The organism is Facilibium subflavum, from assembly GCF_003574485.1.
Lineage (GTDB): Bacteria > Pseudomonadota > Gammaproteobacteria > Francisellales > Francisellaceae > Facilibium > Facilibium subflavum.
In genome coordinates this window covers 1-17,517 of sequence record NZ_QLIT01000181.1, presented here as the reverse complement: position 1 = coordinate 17,517, position 17,517 = coordinate 1, and the positions used below count along the sequence as shown (strand labels likewise).

Annotated in this window: 14 protein-coding genes; 9 read left to right on the top strand and 5 right to left on the bottom strand. The window is 38.8% G+C overall.

What is annotated here, in order from left to right:
* The coding region (lepA, locus tag DNK84_RS10550; RefSeq protein ID WP_119344478.1) for a translation elongation factor 4 at window positions 1-1,188 on the top strand (1,188 nt) is incomplete at its 5' end.
* Here the strand turns inward: lepA and DNK84_RS10545 are convergent.
* The 4 genes from DNK84_RS10545 to hldE form a co-directional block, all read right to left on the bottom strand.
* Window positions 1,185-1,646 (bottom strand): GNAT family N-acetyltransferase, encoded by a 462-nt coding sequence (locus tag DNK84_RS10545; RefSeq protein ID WP_119344477.1) that lies wholly within the window; start codon window positions 1,644-1,646, stop codon window positions 1,185-1,187. The genes lepA and DNK84_RS10545 overlap by 4 nt on opposite strands.
* A 2-nt stretch (window positions 1,647-1,648) precedes the next feature.
* Window positions 1,649-3,103 (bottom strand): RimK family protein, encoded by a 1,455-nt coding sequence (locus tag DNK84_RS10540; RefSeq protein ID WP_119344476.1) that lies wholly within the window; start codon window positions 3,101-3,103, stop codon window positions 1,649-1,651.
* Window positions 3,104-3,237: 134 nt separating this feature from the next.
* Window positions 3,238-4,611 (bottom strand): UDP-N-acetylmuramate:L-alanyl-gamma-D-glutamyl-meso-diaminopimelate ligase, encoded by a 1,374-nt coding sequence (gene mpl, locus DNK84_RS10535; RefSeq protein ID WP_119344475.1) that lies wholly within the window; start codon window positions 4,609-4,611, stop codon window positions 3,238-3,240.
* Window positions 4,611-6,029 (bottom strand): bifunctional D-glycero-beta-D-manno-heptose-7-phosphate kinase/D-glycero-beta-D-manno-heptose 1-phosphate adenylyltransferase HldE, encoded by a 1,419-nt coding sequence (gene hldE / locus DNK84_RS10530; protein WP_119344474.1) that lies wholly within the window; start codon window positions 6,027-6,029, stop codon window positions 4,611-4,613. The genes mpl and hldE overlap by 1 nt, the downstream gene beginning before the upstream one ends.
* 101 nt (window positions 6,030-6,130) lie before the next feature.
* On the opposite strand from hldE, the gene DNK84_RS10525 reads away from it, so the two are divergent.
* From DNK84_RS10525 to DNK84_RS10515, 3 genes are all read left to right on the top strand, one after another.
* Window positions 6,131-6,838, top strand: coding sequence for a UDP-2,3-diacylglucosamine diphosphatase (locus DNK84_RS10525; RefSeq protein ID WP_235826886.1), 708 nt, complete (start codon window positions 6,131-6,133; stop codon window positions 6,836-6,838).
* 68 nt (window positions 6,839-6,906) lie between these two features.
* Window positions 6,907-7,161 carry an AbrB/MazE/SpoVT family DNA-binding domain-containing protein gene (locus DNK84_RS10520; protein ID WP_119344472.1) on the top strand — a complete coding sequence of 85 codons (255 nt, stop codon included), beginning with the start codon at window positions 6,907-6,909 and terminating at the stop codon, window positions 7,159-7,161.
* A complete protein-coding gene (locus DNK84_RS10515; protein ID WP_119344471.1) occupies window positions 7,154-7,522 on the top strand; it encodes a type II toxin-antitoxin system PemK/MazF family toxin in 369 nt (122 codons plus the stop codon). The genes DNK84_RS10520 and DNK84_RS10515 overlap by 8 nt, the downstream gene beginning before the upstream one ends.
* Window positions 7,523-7,623: 101 nt before the next feature.
* On the opposite strand, the gene DNK84_RS10510 is transcribed toward DNK84_RS10515, so the two are convergent.
* Window positions 7,624-8,454, bottom strand: coding sequence for a hypothetical protein (locus tag DNK84_RS10510; RefSeq protein WP_119344470.1), 831 nt, complete (start codon window positions 8,452-8,454; stop codon window positions 7,624-7,626).
* Between the two features lie 156 nt (window positions 8,455-8,610).
* On the opposite strand from DNK84_RS10510, the gene DNK84_RS10505 reads away from it, so the two are divergent.
* The 5 genes from DNK84_RS10505 to DNK84_RS10485 all read left to right on the top strand — a co-directional run bounded on the left by DNK84_RS10505 (window position 8,611) and on the right by DNK84_RS10485 (window position 17,429).
* Entirely contained in the window at window positions 8,611-9,732 is a 1,122-nt protein-coding gene (locus DNK84_RS10505; RefSeq protein ID WP_119344469.1) for an ABC transporter ATP-binding protein, read from the top strand.
* Complete coding sequence (locus tag DNK84_RS10500; RefSeq protein WP_119344468.1) at window positions 9,729-10,622, top strand: ABC transporter permease; 894 nt, start codon at window positions 9,729-9,731, stop codon at window positions 10,620-10,622. The genes DNK84_RS10505 and DNK84_RS10500 overlap by 4 nt, the downstream gene beginning before the upstream one ends.
* Window positions 10,623-10,632: 10 nt before the next feature.
* Entirely contained in the window at window positions 10,633-11,445 is an 813-nt protein-coding gene (locus DNK84_RS10495) for an ABC transporter permease (RefSeq protein WP_119344467.1), read from the top strand.
* Window positions 11,446-12,005: 560 nt separating this feature from the next.
* Complete coding sequence (locus tag DNK84_RS10490) at window positions 12,006-13,196, top strand: pyridoxal phosphate-dependent aminotransferase (protein WP_235826885.1); 1,191 nt, start codon at window positions 12,006-12,008, stop codon at window positions 13,194-13,196.
* Between the two features lie 204 nt (window positions 13,197-13,400).
* Window positions 13,401-17,429 (top strand): hypothetical protein, encoded by a 4,029-nt coding sequence (locus DNK84_RS10485; RefSeq protein WP_119344465.1) that lies wholly within the window; start codon window positions 13,401-13,403, stop codon window positions 17,427-17,429.
* The last annotated feature ends 88 nt before the right edge of the window (window positions 17,430-17,517 follow it).

Here is a 17,517-nt window from a genome sequence, read left to right as displayed (position 1 = left end):
CCTTATCTTGGTGTTGTCTCTTTAGTGCGCATCCGTAATGGCCAACTAAAGGTCAATGATAAAATTAAAGTCATGTCAACAGGCAAAACATATCAAGCTGATCAGCTGGGTGTTTTCACACCTAAAATGAGTAAGCTGCAACAACTCAACACAGGAGAAGTCGGTTTTATTGTTGCAGGAATTAAGGATATTCATGGTGCACCTGTCGGTGATACCATTACACTTGCCAAAAGCCCAACAGATAAGCCTGTACCAGGGTTTAAAAAAGTCCAGCCACAAGTATATGCCGGCATGTTTCCCATCAGTGCTGATGACTATGAAGCATTTCGTGAAGCTTTGGATAAATTAAGTTTAAATGATGCATCGTTATTTTTTGAACCGGAAGTTTCACAAGCCTTAGGATTTGGCTTTCGCTGTGGCTTTTTGGGTATGCTTCACATGGAAATCATACAAGAGCGGCTTGAGCGAGAGTATAACCTGGACTTAATCACCTCTGCGCCAACCGTTGTTTATAAGGTTGTTTTGAAAAATGGGGAAGAAATAGAAGTTGACAACCCTTCTCGCCTACCTGCTCCTACAACGATTGATACGATAAGTGAGCCAATTGTTCGCGCCTCAATTCTTGTTCCGCAAGAATTTGTTGGAGCGGTCATTACCCTTTGTGTTGAAAAACGTGGTACACAGGTAGATTTAAACTATATGGGGCGACAAGTCTCTATTGTTTATGACCTACCCATGATCGAAGTAGTTGCTGACTTTTTTGACCGGTTAAAATCTGTAAGCCGTGGCTATGCTTCTTTAGATTATGAACTCCAACGTTATGAAGCGGCCAATATGGTACTATTGGATATTTTAATCAATGGTGAAAAAGTCGACGCACTTGCCAGTATCGTTCACAAAGACCAGGCAGCCTATAAAGGCCGAGAGCTTGTTGAAAGACTTAAAGAGCTTATTCCAAGGCAAATGTTTGAAGTGGCAATTCAAGCGGCTATTGGTGGCGCAATCATTGCCAGAAGCACGGTAAAAGCCTTACGAAAAAATGTTTTAGCTAAATGTTATGGTGGCGATGTTTCTCGTAAAAGAAAACTGCTGGAAAAGCAAAAAGCCGGGAAAAAACGAATGAAAAATGTTGGCAACGTCGAAGTGCCTCAAGAAGCATTTTTGTCTGTTTTGCGCAAAAAAGACTAACTTTTCAAAACAACGCGCATCCGCCATGCATGTTCACCATCCTCATAATAGTTCAAAAGTTTTTTCATTTGTACAAAGCCAAACTTTTGATATAGCTTTTGTGTTTTCTCATCACTCTCTCGCACTTCCAAGTGGCAATATTGATAGCCTTTTTGATTAAGCATTTCAAACAAATGCTGCAATAAGTAACTTGCCAAATGCTGCCCACGAAATTGTGGCAAAATAGCAAGTGAATAAATACGTGCTGTAACCTTGTTTTTAGGTGCAAAAGCAAGCACATATCCGGCAAGATTTTTTCGAGTATCTTCTAACACCAAAAAAATTGAAGACTTTGCTTTGCTGACAAGATATTGCATTTGTTGGACACTGATTCTATCAGATGAGAAACAAGTATATTCTATATTCAGCAACTGCTTGACATCACACGGCATTGCCTGTCTTATATGAAAGCTTTCCATGCTTACTTCCCGCGGGATTCAAGCTGTTTTAAAAATTCTGACATAATCTGCATATAAAGCTCCTCACCAAGATATTGATCTTCCACGCCACGATCAATACTGGGATTATCATTGACTTCAATCACATAGGCATGACCATCTTTTACCTTAATATCCACACCATAAAACCCTTTGCCAATCATCTTACAGGCACGCAATGCTGCATTTAATACATTTCTTGGCACTTCAAAAGTTGGTAAACAATCAAATTTTCCAGCACTGCTTTTTGTTGAGGTGTGGTGATATATCTGCCAGTGATTACGTGCCATATAATACTTACAAGCATATAGTGCACGTCCATTGATGACACCAATACGCCAGTCAAAATCAGTAAACATATATTCCTGAACAAGCGTCAAAGTAGATTTGTGAAAAATATGGTCCAGTTTTTCCACCAAATCCTCTTGACTATGAACTTTATAAACGCCTGTAGAAAATGCCCCTTCAGGCATCTTAAGCACCACAGGGTAGGAAAAATTTTCCTCAATTTTCTGCACGACCTTAGGGTCTGATCGGCTGATAATCATGGTTTTTAGGCTAGGCACATGGTTATAGGTAAATGCATCATGCAAAAATACCTTATTACAACAACGAAGGATTGATGCAGAATCATCAATAACTACGAGCCCTTGTAACTCTGCTTGTCGCACAAGCCGGTAAGTATGGTGATCTATTGCAGTTGTTTCACGGACAAATAGCGCATCATAATAGCCAAGCGTTAACAACTCATCTGCACTTACCAGTTTTGCTTTAATATTGAGCTTTTCAGCAGCTTTAATAAAAAGGCTTATTGCCCCTTTATTGCTGGGTGGGTATTTCTCTTCAGGATTAACTAAAATAGCCATATCCCAACGATATTTTTTATGATGTTTTTTGGCATTCCAGCGCATATACTCATGATATTGAAGTGCTTCAATCAGTTGTTGTTGCTGAGCTGCTGATAATTGATCAAAAGCCACCTGTTCCACTTTAATTAAAGAAGACACCTCACCTTTTGAAACTTTAAGTACAGGTGCTGGATAATGCATGTAAACGTATTTAGCAAATTTATTAAGTGCCGCATGGCTGCTTTGACCAAAGAAGAAATAAACAGGCTCAGAGAAGGATTCCCCTTTAAGCCATAAATAGCCTTCTTTTGTACAGTTCTTCTCATCCAGGATAATCTGGACACTATCGCGTATTTCATTAATGGTTTTAATATCGGGTAATATCGCATGATTACGCGCCTCTGCAAGCAAAGAGCAATAATAGCCTTCTCCCAAATATTGTCGTGTATCGCAAAGATTAATAATTCGCACATGTGGTTGGTGTAACTTAGGATAGTCATGCAAATAGGTATCAAAAGAAATAACGTTATTTCCGGCATGGCTATCTAAGAGTGGACAGTCATTATCAACAACAATAAGCGTCTCTGTCATTTTTGTATATCCGTGTAATGTTAAATACGCTGCACTGTATACCAACCCATAATCCCTTTGATGAGTGATTATTACTATATGCGCAGTGCCAATAGTTTCGCAATAAAAATCATTGCTTGGATATTTTACATTGCTTATGCTTTATTTGGAATACCTGCCTGGTTAGACGCAACCATATTTTGTAATTTCTGTTGCAACCCACCAAAACCACTATTACTCATAATGACAAAATGCTGAAATGGTTTTTCTATACAGCTTTGACTGAACCTTTCAACAATGGCTTCGATGCTATCAAAAACCAATATATTTTCATTACCAGATAATGATGCTATATGCCATTGCATCTGCTCATGCTGATAAAACCATACTTCATCAGCAACCTTCAGTGCGCTACACAAGGCTTCTTTATGCACGCCTTGCTTCATTGTATTTGATCTTGCTTCAATAATGGCGATGACCTTTTCATCCTGTTTGGCTTTGGATTTAACCGCGTTTAATGTATGCAAAACAGCGGTTGGATGATGTGCAAAGTCATCATAAATAGCCAAACAATCATTTTTATATAAGCACTCTAAGCGACGCTTGACACCTTTAAATTCCTGCAATGCTTTTGCGATAATTACCGTATCAATTCCAAGCGCTTTCGCAATCTTATAAGCACTTAAGGCATTTTGTGCATTATGCAGACCAAGATGCATCCAGGAGATTTCACATTTCTCACTCCCCTCCTCAATCATAAAATGTGAAAAATCTGGGCTTAATGGGATAAGATTTTTTGTTTTTATCGGGATCTTCGTTGACCAGCACCCCATATCAAGTAACGTACTAACATGTGCATCCTCCAAGGGATAAAAAATCCTGGCCGATTTAGGTAAGGTTCGAATAAGGTAGTGAAATTGACGATAGATATCCTTGATGCCCTCAAAGATATCAGCATGGTCAAATTCCAAATTATTAATAACCAGTTCCTGTGGATGATAATGCATAAATTTCGACCTTTTATCAAAAAAAGCCGTGTCATACTCATCGGCTTCGATGACAAAGTATTCAGCATCGGTTAAGCGTGCTGAAACACCAAAATCCTGTGGCACGCCACCGATAAAAAAACCAGGGTTAAATCCAGCGTAATCAAGAATTTTTGCAATCAATGATGTCGTTGTTGTCTTGCCATGTGTACCAGATACGGCAATTACCTTTTTATTTTTCAACACGGCATCATAAAGCCATTGAGGCCCTGATGTATAAGGAATGCTCCGTTCTAATATGGCTTCAATAATTGGTAATCCACGCTTCATTGTATTGCCAATAATTACCTTATCCGGCTTACAATCAAGCTGGCTTATATCAAACCCTGAAATGATTTCAATCCCCATCTGTTGTAAATAGGTGCTCATTGGTGGGTAAACATTTTGATCAGCACCGGTAACTTTATAGCCCTGCTGTTTTGCTAATACAGCTAAAGCACCCATAAAAGTGCCGCAAATTCCTAGAATATGAATGTGTTTCATTACTCACCTTGTTGTTTTATTCGCTCAACGATTGAGGAAGTTGAATGGCCAGGCTTTAAAGTAATTGTCTTGACCTGTCCACCATTTGCCAGAACCTCTTTGGCACCGGCAATTTCATCGATTTCATAGTCTGCTCCTTTGACTAAAACATCTGGCAGTAGCTTACTGATAATTTCTTTTGGTGTATCTTCATCAAAAGGAATAACCCAATCAACACAAGCCAAGGCAGATAAAACCTGCATTCTGGAATTAACATCTACGATAGGTCTGTTTTGTCCTTTTAAACGCTTAACTGATTCATCGGTATTGACAGCAACAATCAACCGATCACCAAGCGCTCTTGCTTTTTGTAAATATGACACATGTCCTGCATGTAGAATATCAAAGCAACCATTGGTCATGACAATTTTCTCGCCTTGAAGCCTTGCTTCTTTCATTGCCTGGAGCACCTCATCTTGTGTCAGAATCCCTTTATTAACAGGCACTTGCGCATGTAATGCATCATGCAACTCTTTTGGGCTTAGTGTTGCCGTACCCACTTTGCCAACAACCACACCGGCTGCAGCATTGGCCAAACGCATTGCTGAAATAAAATCATATCCTGATGATAATCCCATTGCCATCACAGCAATCACCGTGTCTCCAGCACCTGTTACATCAAAAACCTCCCGTGCGACGGTTGGGATTGTTTTGTAACTTCCATCCTTTAATACCAGTGTCATCCCTTCCTGACTTCGGGTAATCAATAAACCACCTAAGTCACATTGATCAATCAAACTTTTGGCTTTAGTAATAATATCTTTTTCGCTGAAGCACGCACCGACAACTGCTTCAAATTCACTTTTATTCGGGGTGATCAGTGTTGCACCACGATAACAGGTGAAATCATTGCCCTTAGGGTCAATCAACGTTTGCACACCCTGGCTTTTTGCCAATTGAATCAACCCTTGTATATCACTTAAGGTTCCCTTGCCATAATCAGACAACACCATAACGTTATATGCAGAAATAATCTTTGCAATATCTTTAAACATCTTGGCTTTATTCACACTTTGAAAGCCTTCTTCAAAGTCCAAGCGTAATAACTGCTGCTTTTGTGATAATACACGAAGCTTGGTAATCGTTGGCAAACCTGTTTGTAGAAAATGGGTGTCAATAGATTTCTCAACCAGAAATGACTGTAAGGTTTGGGCTGCTTCATCCTTACCAACTAATGAATAGATACCTGCTTTGGCTGAGAGTGCTGCAATATTTAGCGCAACGTTCCCAGCGCCACCGGCACGATCCTGGATGTTTTTTACATGGACAACAGGAACAGGTGCCTCAGGAGAGATACGACTGGTTGTACCATAATAGTAACGATCCAACATAATATCCCCAACCACAAGTACACGCGCATTGGATAAATTGTTTTGCATAAATAATAAGCCTGACTTTCTTTAAAACTTAAACTGACGCATCGTGATTGTGATGTTATACTAAATTTCACTAAAATCACACCCCAAAACGCATGCATTCGATGAGCAAAACGTATTATATCATCTCGGATTTACATTTAAGTGCTGATCGCCTGGTGATCGTAAAGCTGTTTGAGCAATTTTTAAATGATATCGCTAAAGCCAATACACAACTGTATATCCTGGGAGATTTTTTTGATTATTGGATTGGAGATGATGACCCCACTCCCTTTAACCAGATAATTGCAGATAAACTCAAAAAAGCGCGCGACAATGGTCTTGAAATCTTTTTAATGCATGGTAATCGCGACTTTCTTATTGGCAGAAGCTTTGCCAAAAAAGCCAATATCTCACTGATTGACGACCCCTTTATCCTAAAGGCAACAAACCAAGAAATCTTATTGATGCATGGGGATTTATTATGCACGGATGATAAAAGCTATCAGTTATTTCGCAAGCTTTCCCGCAATATTCTAGTTAAAAAACTTTATTTAAGCCTGCCTTTATCCTTACGATTAAAGCTTGCTAAAAAAATCCGTCAGAAATCACAGCAAAAAAATCAAAAATATAAAATCATCGATGTGACTGAAAAAGGCATTCAAAAATATATTAATGGCTATCAAACACTTATCCATGGGCACACCCACTTAATGGATATCCACCATAAAGACAGTTATACGCGCTATGTGCTTGGGGACTGGTTTAAAACAGGGAGTTATATTAAGATCCAAGGCAGTGATATTGTGTTAAAGCACTACCCAGAAAAATAAGCGTAAATTTGGTGTCATTCCTTAAATTTGTTATACTATGTATAATTAACTTATTTAGGAGAATAGCAATGCATATCAATGCAAAAATTTTAAAATGGGGTAATAGCCTTGGTATTAGGCTTTCAGGCGCCTTAAAAGAATTAACAGATTTTAAGGAAGGGACCGCTATCGATGTTGAAATCAAAGATGACGGTTTATATATCACAAAGGCCAAGAATAAAAAAATATTGCCTTTTTCTGAATCATCGCTTCTTAAAGAACTCGACCCAAAAGCCCATAATGCGCTATTAGCAGCACCAAAAGGTAATGAGTGGCATGACTAAAGCATATATTCCTGAACGCAATGATATTGTATGGCTTGATTTTGAGCCACAAAAAGGCAAAGAAATCGGCAAATACCGCCCTGCTTTTGTGCTTTCATCAAAAGAGTACAATAAAAAAACAGCTACAGTTATTTACTGTCCTGTTAGTACATCTATACGAGGTGGCGCAACTGAGGTACCTATTCATAACATCGATAGTCCATCTGTTGTTGTAACCTCAATTGTGCAAACATTATCGTGGAAAGATCGTAAATGCAAATTTATCGCCAAAGCAGAAGAAGGTGTTTTTAGAAACGTGATCCTTCGACTGTTACCTTTAATCGGTGCTGAGGAAGTCATAGACCAAGAACTGACGCAATAAATATTAAGGTGGCGTATTACCTGACGGCACAAACTTTCCATTAAAGTTTGTGAAATTTAGTCTTGGCAAAATTTTCTGATTGATTAAGCATACTCAATATGCTAAGCCATTGCTTTCTCGTGGCATATAATCACCTTTGGATGATTGGAAATAATATCTTTAACAAGCTCAATATTAAGAGCTCGGGGATGATTTTGTTTTGCATAAAGCACTGTCTTAACACCTTTGATTAATAACAGATCCCCACCACAGCGAATTGGTAGCGGATCTGCCTGCGAATTTAGCACAGTCGCATTTTTATATACTAGGTCGTCTGTCACTACAAATGCCGAATCTATTCTTAGATTACTGATTTTGGCATAGATACTAGTCATACCACCCCTATAAGGAATAAACATTGCTATGATAACGAAGGCAAAGAGGAAACTTACATAAGTTACTGCTTTAGAATACTTAAGCTTTTGACCTCTTTCAATAATGTCCATAATTAACCAGAAACCAATAAAAAGTGGCAACATCCAACCAGTTAAATAAATTCCAGTAGCAGAAAGGGGCAGACACATCAGCCACATCACACCAGCAGCCCATCCAGAATTTTCACACATTTTATAAACTAGTGGACTAACATCTTTCACAGAAAACTTACCATTTCTCCATATTTTCAAGCCTTTGAACAGTATTATAAATAAAAAAATCGCCCCTACATAAAGTGTCCATGAAGAAACTATTAGCGCAAATAGTAGTAATATCTCTGCCACAAGCATACCAACTGAATAAGAGTCCATAACAATGCCAGCATCCATCGCATATAACGCATAAGCAACGATTGCAAGTCCGATACCCGCGAGAGCTATGCAAGTCAGAAAATTAACTATATCTTTCAGTAACTCACTAAAAGACTTATTTTCTTTATTAAGCGCCTCTGTTTCCATGAATAATTTCCCGCCATTATTGTATCAGGCAAGTTTACATAATTAAGAATAAAAACTTAACCAAAACATTCAAACTTGTTTTGCCATTTATTAAAAATATGACTATCCTAGGCATACCAAATTTGAACACTTTTACCGATGGGGGATTTATGCCCAATGGAGCGTATAACCAATAAAAAACCACTGATTAGCATTCGTAACCTTGTCAAACGATTCGATGATGGTCACACGGCTGTTGACGGGATTTCCCTTGATATTTATCCAAAAGAATTTTTTGCGTTACTTGGCAGCTCAGGCAGCGGTAAAAGCACGCTTTTACGTCTACTGGCAGGATTTGAGCAGCCCACAGATGGCAAGATTTTAATCGACGGGGTTGATATGACAAAAGTCCCTGCCTATGATCGCCCGATTAATATGATGTTTCAATCCTATGCACTTTTCCCACATATGAGTATTGAGCAAAACATCATGTTTGGCTTAAAGCAGGATAAACTTCCCAAAGAAGAAATTATTAAACGTACGCAATCTGCATTGAAAATCATTAAGATGGAACATCTTGCCAAACGAAAGCCCCATCAGCTTTCCGGTGGCCAAAGGCAACGTGCAGCTTTAGCAAGATGCTTAGCCAAAAGACCTAAATTAATTCTATTGGATGAGCCTTTGTCTGCATTGGATAAAAACCTTCGCGATCAGATGCAGTTTGAACTTGTTGACATTCAAGAGCAAACCGGTAGCACTTTTATCATGGTAACACATGATCAAGAAGAAGCCATGACGATGGCAACACGCATTGGTATTATGTCTGAGGGCTGGCTTGAACAGATAAGCACACCTCAGGAAGTTTATGAGTTCCCACAAAGCCGTTTTGTTGCTAACTTTATCGGCAAAAGTGCCATCTTTGAAGGTGCTATTGATACGATTGATGATGGTTTTAGCATTATTGAATCCAATGAAACCAAATGTGCTTTTAAGCTTGATCGTAAAATTGAAGGTGTTGAAGGACAGCAAATCTGGGTTGGTCTTCGTCCTGAAAAAATCATGATTTCTAAAACACCACCTGAAGGTTATGACCCTAAAAGACCAATCAATACAGCAATTGGCAAGGTCCAGGATATCGCCTACATGGGTGGACTTTCAACTTATCATGTAAAAACGGCCTCTGGCAAGCTGATTAAGGCTACGGATTTTAACGTTGAGCGTAATGCGGATCACCCCACATGGGATGATGTTGTTTATCTGACCTGGGAACAGGAAAACATCATGGTGTTATATTCATGAAACATCTGTCACCTGATTTTATTCAAAAATGGCAGCATCGTTTTATCATTGCCATTCCCATGCTGTGGTTTTTGATCTTTTTATTAATTCCCTTTTTATTTGTACTGGCGATAAGCTTTACGATCCCTGCCGATGGAACCCCACCTTTTAGTGCACTTTTCACCTATGCTAATGAAACACTGCACATCATTTTGCATCTTAGCAATTATATTCAAACGCTACACGCCAAGCTTATCTATATTGCATTGTTTGATTCGGTGAAAATTGCGGTTTTAACCACTTTAATGTGCATTCTTATCGGTTATCCTATGGCTTTAGCACTTGCTAGAATGAAAAAACAAGCCCAACAAATTTTTCTCATTCTCATTATTATCCCTTACTGGACTTCCTTTTTACTTCGCACCTATGCATGGATTACCTTACTTGGTAATAACAAATTCAATGCCTTTTTAATGAAGCTTGGCCTGCCAAGCATGGCGCTGCTTTATAATGATTTTTCCATGTATCTGGGCATGGTCTATTGCTATCTGCCTTTTTTAATCTTACCGCTTTATGCCACTTTGATTAAGCTTGATCCCATCTTAAATGATGCTGCAGCTGATTTGGGTGCCAAGCCCATAAAAACGTTTTTTAAAATCACGCTGCCATTATCTATGCCTGGGCTTATTGCCGGAAGCTTATTGGTCTTTATTCCAGCTGTCGGTGAGGTTGTCGTCCCACAAATCATGGGGGGCTTAAACAGCGTGATGATCGGTAGTGTGATTTGGGAGCAGTTCTTTACTGCTAATAATTGGGGCATGTCTGCAGCTATTTCTGTCATTTTACTTATTATTCTTGTGCTGCCGGTAATCTGGATGCAAAAGATCCAGCAACGTCAATTGCATTATTAAGGAGAGCAAAATGCGATTATTTCCTTTTAGCAAAACCATGTTAATACTTGGCCTTATCTTCTTATACACCCCTTTATTTGTATTGATTCTATTCTCGTTTAGTGACTCTCAAATCATCAACCTTTGGGGAGGCTTCACCTTAAAATGGTATTATGAGCTTATTCAAGACAGTGACATTATCAATGCCGCATTAATCAGCTTGCAGGTAGCACTTACCGCCTCACTGTGTGCGACGATTTTAGGCACGATTGTGGCATATATTATGACCCGCTTTAAATACTTTCGCAGTAAAAACTTCTTATATGGCATGGTCATAACGCCATTGGTCTTGCCTGATATTGTTTTAGGGGTGTCTTTATTACTCATGTTTACCTCGCTGCAAAACATCATTGGCTGGCCACATGGTCGTGGGATGATGACGATTATTCTGGCGCATATAACTTTTTGTACGGCCTATGTCACGATTGTCATGCAATCAAGAATTGCCAGTGTTGATCGATCTATTGAAGAAGCAGCGATGGATTTAGGTGCACGGCCTGCTAAAACTTTTTTTCAAATCACCCTGCCACAGATTATTCCATCCTTGGTTGCTTCGTTCTTACTGGCCTTTACCCTATCCATTGATGATCTGGTTATCACTGAATTTGTCGCCGGCAGCAGTGATCCGACATTGCCAATGTATATCTACTCCACCGTTAAAAATGGGCCAACCCCTGAAATTAACGCACTAGCTACTGTGATGATTGCGATTATCGCCACGGCAATCGTTGTTGGTGGGTATTTTTCTTTTAGACTGGAAAACAATAGGAAAAAGCGTCAGTAGGTTCAGGGTTTTTATAATTTACTGAAGTTACGTATTGTATATTACTTCAAGAACTTCTCATTTATTCTGCTTGGTGAATCACATAAATATTTTCAGTGCAGTCATTCCCGAAAAGCAAAGCTTTGGCGGGAATCCACGCCAGAACATTGCTTACCAATAACCGGTTGGGGCCGTATGCAAAGGCTGATCCAATTGCAGAAAACCTAAAAGGACAGCTTTTGGTTTTAGCCATTACTGCCTTAGTTACTTGCGATTATCACGTGGATCGCCGCCAAGCGACGATGACGTGCTTTACGTAAGGATGACATTATTCTTACAACCCTATTAAGTAAGCAGAGACTACACAACAAATAAAAAGCGTAATATTTTATCCAGCCGCCCCTATTGAACCTGTTTTATTGTATCTGTGCCTTTCCTGTTCGTATTGCATCAAAATAACTCACAAATAGTGTAAATCATTTTGCAGTCATATATACTGATGTCTTTAGAAAAATAAGCAAATATATACCATGCAAGAAAACGGCTTTAAACAGGTCCCTAAAACAGGGGTCATATATGTTATGTCAAAGGCACAAGCCCATGGTTTCTACTATGGCAATGAAGAGTGGTCGAATTTAGGCCAAGGTGCGCCTGAGACTGGCCATATTGACAAAAATCCAGATCGCTTAGCAGGAATTTCATTGGATTATTTGTCTTCTGAATACAGTCCTGTTGCCGGTGACATGGGACTGCGTCAAGCAGTTGCTAATCTCTATAATCAGCGGTTTCGTCAGGATAAATCATCTCAGTATACTTATGAAAACGTTGCCATCTCACCAGGCGGCCGTGCAGCGCTTTGCCGTATTGCCGCAACCTTAGGCAATATCAACCTTGGGCATTTCTTACCCGATTATACTGCTTATGAAGAGTTATTAAGCGTCTTTAGCGGGTTTATATCTATCCCGATTCCTTATGATGAAGCATCTGGGTTTAAACCTGATATCAGGCAAATGGAAAAAGCCATAGTTGACTTAGGGTTAGGCGGAATTCTTTTATCAAATCCTAATAATCCAAGCGGACAAGTCATTATTGGTGAACAGCTAAAGCAATTAACAACATTGGCTAAGCAGCATCGTTGCACAATGATTTTTGACGAATTTTATTCTCATTATATTTATGACACCGAACAAAAGGCTTTTAGCGCTGCTGAGTTTATTGAGGATGTAAACAAGGATAATATACTTATCGTAGATGGATTAACCAAAAACTGGCGTTACCCTGGTTTACGTATCTCATGGACACTTGGCCCCAAATCGATTATTGATAAAATCGCCTCAGCAGGTTCTTTTTTAGATGGCGGCGCGGTACATGCGATTCAAAAAGCGGCTATTCCTTTACTGGATCCTTTACATGCACAAAAAGAAGCAATCTCTATACAGCATACTTTCGTTAAAAAGCGTGATTATATGGTGACACGATTAAGAGAAATGGGATTTGTTCTACCAATGATACCTCAAGGCAGCTTTTATTGTTTTGCTTCTTTGGAAAACCTTCCTGAAGCACTACAAGATGGTATGGCTTTTTTTAAAGCCCTGCTTAAATACAAAGTAATTTGTGTGCCTGGGGAGTTCTTCGACGTCAACCCAGGCCAACGACGTCGTTCAATTAATAAAAGACTAAAAAAATATGTCCGTTTAAGCTTTGGCCCCAGTTTGGCTGAAATCACTCGTGGTCTTGACCATATTCAGGAATTGCTTGATCAATTTGCATGATAATAGGCGTATTTTTATGACAATCATTCAAGTGTAAAACTGTATTCTCTAACACACTTTTCACACAGACAGACGCACAAAATCCCAAGAAATTATTAGATCATTTCTTAGTCACATTTAGATTTTATTTAATCTATTTGCCCTGCTTAAAACCTATAATTCACTGTACGTAATGTTTTATTTGTAACTTATGGAATGTTTATTATGCATGTTTTAATTAAGTATCTAAAAAGTATATTCTGGAGTACACTTCTTATCTTTATGTTATTGTTATTATATGGCTGCTCAAGTAGCGGAGGCTCTAGTGAGTCACAGGCACCAGAGACCTTAGGCCTTAGCATATCTTCCAATAATATTGCACTTCAAGGCAGTCAAATGGAAGTTGCTATCTCCTTAGCACAATTATCACAAAGCGGTTTAAAAGTTGCAGCCGATATACAAAGTGTTTCAAACGTTACCTTGGTATTTATAGACACAAGTAATAATGACAAATTTACATTGCATTATTCCTCAGCCTGCAGTGTGTTAACAAGAGCAAATACATGCTTTATTCGTGTCATACCAAATACATCAGCCTTACCCTTGGCAGGAACTAATATTGCTTATATGATCACAGCACAAGGCCAAGATGGGGCTATCCATAGTGATACGCTTTCTTTTTCAATGAAGACATTAGACTTTGATTCTTCAGGTATTACTTTAGGTGCGGGTGCTTTAAAACGTGTTACCATATCCAATAATTCAGAAGTTACTATTGATTTATCAAATACATCATTTTCTTCTGATCATAATGGTTTATCTTTTTTAAACAATACCTGTAATACTGTACTTTCTGATGGAGAAAGTTGTTATGTAGATATATCAGCACTAAATTCAGCAAACTCAAAAAATACCACTATTACCTTAGTAAATGCTGATAATATAATGCTGTTTGCACAACCTATCAGTGTTGTACGCCCTGTCGTAGCAATCTTACCTGCAACACTTATTAATCTATCAGCAAGCGAAACGCAAAATATCACTATCCAAAATAGCTCACCTGTAGATATATTAGGGCTTTCGATTGAGCTACCTTCTTTAACCGATGTAACCGTGACAGAAAATACCTGTAGTACTTCGCTTCCTGCGTTAGGTAGCTGTTTTATCACTTTTACGGCTAATACAAGCCCAGCCGGAGAAGGGACATTAACGGTAACTGCTGATAACATAGAAAACGTCAGTAAAGCTATCACGACAACCTCGCCTCCAGCACTATTAAATGTTACTTTGACAAAAGATCATATCACCACAAATCGCCTTGGCAATAAGCAAATAGTTGTTACCGTTGAAAATACCTCTGCTGTACAAGATATCAGCGAACTTACCTTTTCCTATGCACCACAAAGCCTATCGTTTATCCCTGTCTTTTTCTTAAGCTCATGTAGTTATTTAGAAAATAATACATTAGGGCGTGGAGAAACCTGTCGCTATGTTATTGATTATGCGCCTACAACAGCAGTATCTCCGGCCAAATTAGATGCAAATATCCAAATCAGTGGTGTTGGCACAGCAACGCAATCAAAACCATTAACATTAAATACCTATCCAGACTTTTATCAAGCACCACACAACGTACAGCGCACCCATCAGGGGACGAGCGATTTTCTCTCTCAAGGCATGTATGTGAAAGGTGATAAAGTTTATCTTGGAACTCAGTCTGGACTTTCAACCTCTGAGGATGGCGGAAATACCTGGAGGAATATAACAGTTGCAGATGGTTTAGGAGATAATGCTGTTTTAGGTGTATTTGCGCTTGATGATAGTATCTATGCTGCAACTAACAATGGGTTATCCATTTCTACTAATAATGGTGATAACTGGATCAATATAACAACTGATCAAGGTCTTATAAACAGTACCATTAACAGCGTTTTTGTATCAGAAAATACTATTTATGCAGCAACACAATTTGGCCTGTCCATCTCCCATGATGGTGGAGATAACTGGACTAATAAGACGACTGACCATGGATTAGCACACAATACAATTAACGATGTTTTTGTCTTAGGTAATAACGTTTATGCAGCAACAAGTGGTGGCCTGTCTATTTCTACTGACTATGGCGAAACATGGGTAAATAAAACTACCAACGAGGGATTGGCGCATAATATTGTTAGAGGTGTGTTTGTCATAAACAATTCAATTTACCTTGCAACAAGTGCCGGTTTATCGATATCCACTGACCATGGCGAGACCTGGATAACAAAAACCACTCAAGATGGCTTAGCAAATAACAGTATTTCAGACGTATTTACGGTAGATAACTTCATTTATGCAGCAACAAACGGCGGCCTGTCTATTTCTACAGATAACGGTGAGACTTGGGAGTCACATACGGTTGCTGACGGTTTAGTCAGTAATGGTACTCGCGCAGTATCGGTCTCAGAAGATAATATTTACGTTGCAACGACAACTGGATTATCTGTTTCTAACGATCATGGTACAACTTGGCAAAGCAAAATACCTACAAATGGGCTTGCAAACAGAATCGTGAATCGTATTTTCATACAAGATAACACCATTTATGCTGCAACAAATGCAGGTATATCAAGTTCTAATGATGGTGGATATACATGGGCTAGTAAATCAACCAATGATGGTTTAGGCGGACTTAACGTTTATGATCTTTACGTATCAGAAAATATTATTTATGCAGCGACTAATAATGGATTATCAATTTCTAATGATGGTGGTGAAACCTGGGTGAATAAAACAAATGCTGATGGGTTAGGGCATAATATTGTTAATGGTTTGAATGTATTTGATAACACAATTTATGCAGCAACGTCAAATGGACTGTCCATCTCTATTGATGGTGGAGATACCTGGAGTAATAAAACCACCAATGATGGGCTTGCTAATAATATAGTTCGTGGAATCCTTGTTGATTCAAACTATATCTATGTCTCAACTGAAAGGGGATTATCAATATCAACTGACAATGGGCAAACATGGACAAATACATTAACAACTAAGCGCATTTATAGAGTTTGGCGGGATAATGATATCATCTATGCTGCCACTGCAAGCGGACTTGATATCTCAACTGATAATGGGCAAACATGGGACAACAAAACCACAGCTGACGGGTTAGCAAATAATCATGTAAAAGCGATCTTTGCGTTGAATAATACTATTTATGCAGGAACACTGGATGGGCTCTCTATTTCAAATGATGGCGGGCAAAACTGGGAGAATTACTCAACCCAACATGGCCTTGCATCAAGCCAAATCAATAATCTGTTAATATCAGGTAGTAATATTTATATTGCTACAGTATCAGGTTTATCTGTTTTAACTATTCCCGGTCAACTATGGACCAAAAAAACAGCAGAAAACGGGCTTGCAAATACAACGACTTTGGATATTTTTTCATTGGATAATAAAGTTTATGCAGGCACCATTGGTGGTCTATCCATATCAGAGGATTATGGAAAAAACTGGATCAGCAAAACGGTGAATGATGGTCTAGCAAGTAATGTAATTCATAGCGTATTTGCCTTAGGTAATTCTATTTATGCTGGAACGGTTGGTGGCCTATCAATATCTCATGATAATGGCGATACCTGGGCGAATAAGACAACAGCTGATGGCTTAGGAGATAATTTCGTTAATGATGTTTTAGTATTAGGTGACAAAGTTTATGCAGCAACTGAAAATGGTCTATCAATCAGTATAGACCAAGGTGAAAGCTGGATTAATAAGACAACACTTGATGGCTTAGCTGCAGATTCAGTCAATGGTATATTTGTGTTAAATACAAAAATTTATGCCGCAACTGATAGTGGGCTATCTATCTCTAATGATAATGGTGACACATGGACAACTAAAACAATACAAAATGGTTTAGGCAGTGATACTGTTCGCAAAGTGTTTGTTTATAACGGAATCATATATGCTGCAACTGGTAATGGGCTGTCAATTTCCACTGACAGTGGTGAAACCTGGATAAATAAAACCACTCAGCATGGTCTAGGTGATGATAATATTTACAACGTGTCCGTATCCAGTGGTGTAATCTATGCAGCAACACGAGGAGGACTATCCATTTCAAAAGATAATGGCGAAACCTGGGTAAATAAAACAGATCAGGACAGCCTAGCGCATCAAATCGTTCGAAGCACTTTTGTCTCAGGCAGTACAATTTATGCTGCGACCAATGGTGGATTATCAATCTCTAGAGATATTCTGTAATACAACATCAGCAAAGCGATAACAAATATGCTTTCTCACCAAGGATAATTTAGGGATTTACTACAAATAAAAAAGCCCGATTTATCGG

Excerpts from the sequence above, each read along its gene's own strand:
- DNK84_RS10545 (WP_119344477.1), bottom strand. The coding sequence starts at position 1,646 with ATGGAAAGCTTTCATATAAGACAGGCAATGCCGTGTGATGTCAAGCAG.
- DNK84_RS10540 (WP_119344476.1), bottom strand. The coding sequence starts at position 3,103 with ATGACAGAGACGCTTATTGTTGTTGATAATGACTGTCCACTCTTAGAT.
- mpl (WP_119344475.1), bottom strand. The coding sequence starts at position 4,611 with ATGAAACACATTCATATTCTAGGAATTTGCGGCACTTTTATGGGTGCT.
- hldE (WP_119344474.1), bottom strand. The coding sequence starts at position 6,029 with ATGCAAAACAATTTATCCAATGCGCGTGTACTTGTGGTTGGGGATATT.
- DNK84_RS10525 (WP_235826886.1), top strand. The coding sequence starts at position 6,131 with ATGAGCAAAACGTATTATATCATCTCGGATTTACATTTAAGTGCTGAT.
- DNK84_RS10520 (WP_119344472.1), top strand. The coding sequence starts at position 6,907 with ATGCATATCAATGCAAAAATTTTAAAATGGGGTAATAGCCTTGGTATT.
- DNK84_RS10515 (WP_119344471.1), top strand. The coding sequence starts at position 7,154 with ATGACTAAAGCATATATTCCTGAACGCAATGATATTGTATGGCTTGAT.
- DNK84_RS10510 (WP_119344470.1), bottom strand. The coding sequence starts at position 8,454 with ATGGAAACAGAGGCGCTTAATAAAGAAAATAAGTCTTTTAGTGAGTTA.
- DNK84_RS10505 (WP_119344469.1), top strand. The coding sequence starts at position 8,611 with ATGGAGCGTATAACCAATAAAAAACCACTGATTAGCATTCGTAACCTT.
- DNK84_RS10500 (WP_119344468.1), top strand. The coding sequence starts at position 9,729 with ATGAAACATCTGTCACCTGATTTTATTCAAAAATGGCAGCATCGTTTT.
- DNK84_RS10495 (WP_119344467.1), top strand. The coding sequence starts at position 10,633 with ATGCGATTATTTCCTTTTAGCAAAACCATGTTAATACTTGGCCTTATC.
- DNK84_RS10490 (WP_235826885.1), top strand. The coding sequence starts at position 12,006 with ATGTCAAAGGCACAAGCCCATGGTTTCTACTATGGCAATGAAGAGTGG.
- DNK84_RS10485 (WP_119344465.1), top strand. The coding sequence starts at position 13,401 with ATGCATGTTTTAATTAAGTATCTAAAAAGTATATTCTGGAGTACACTT.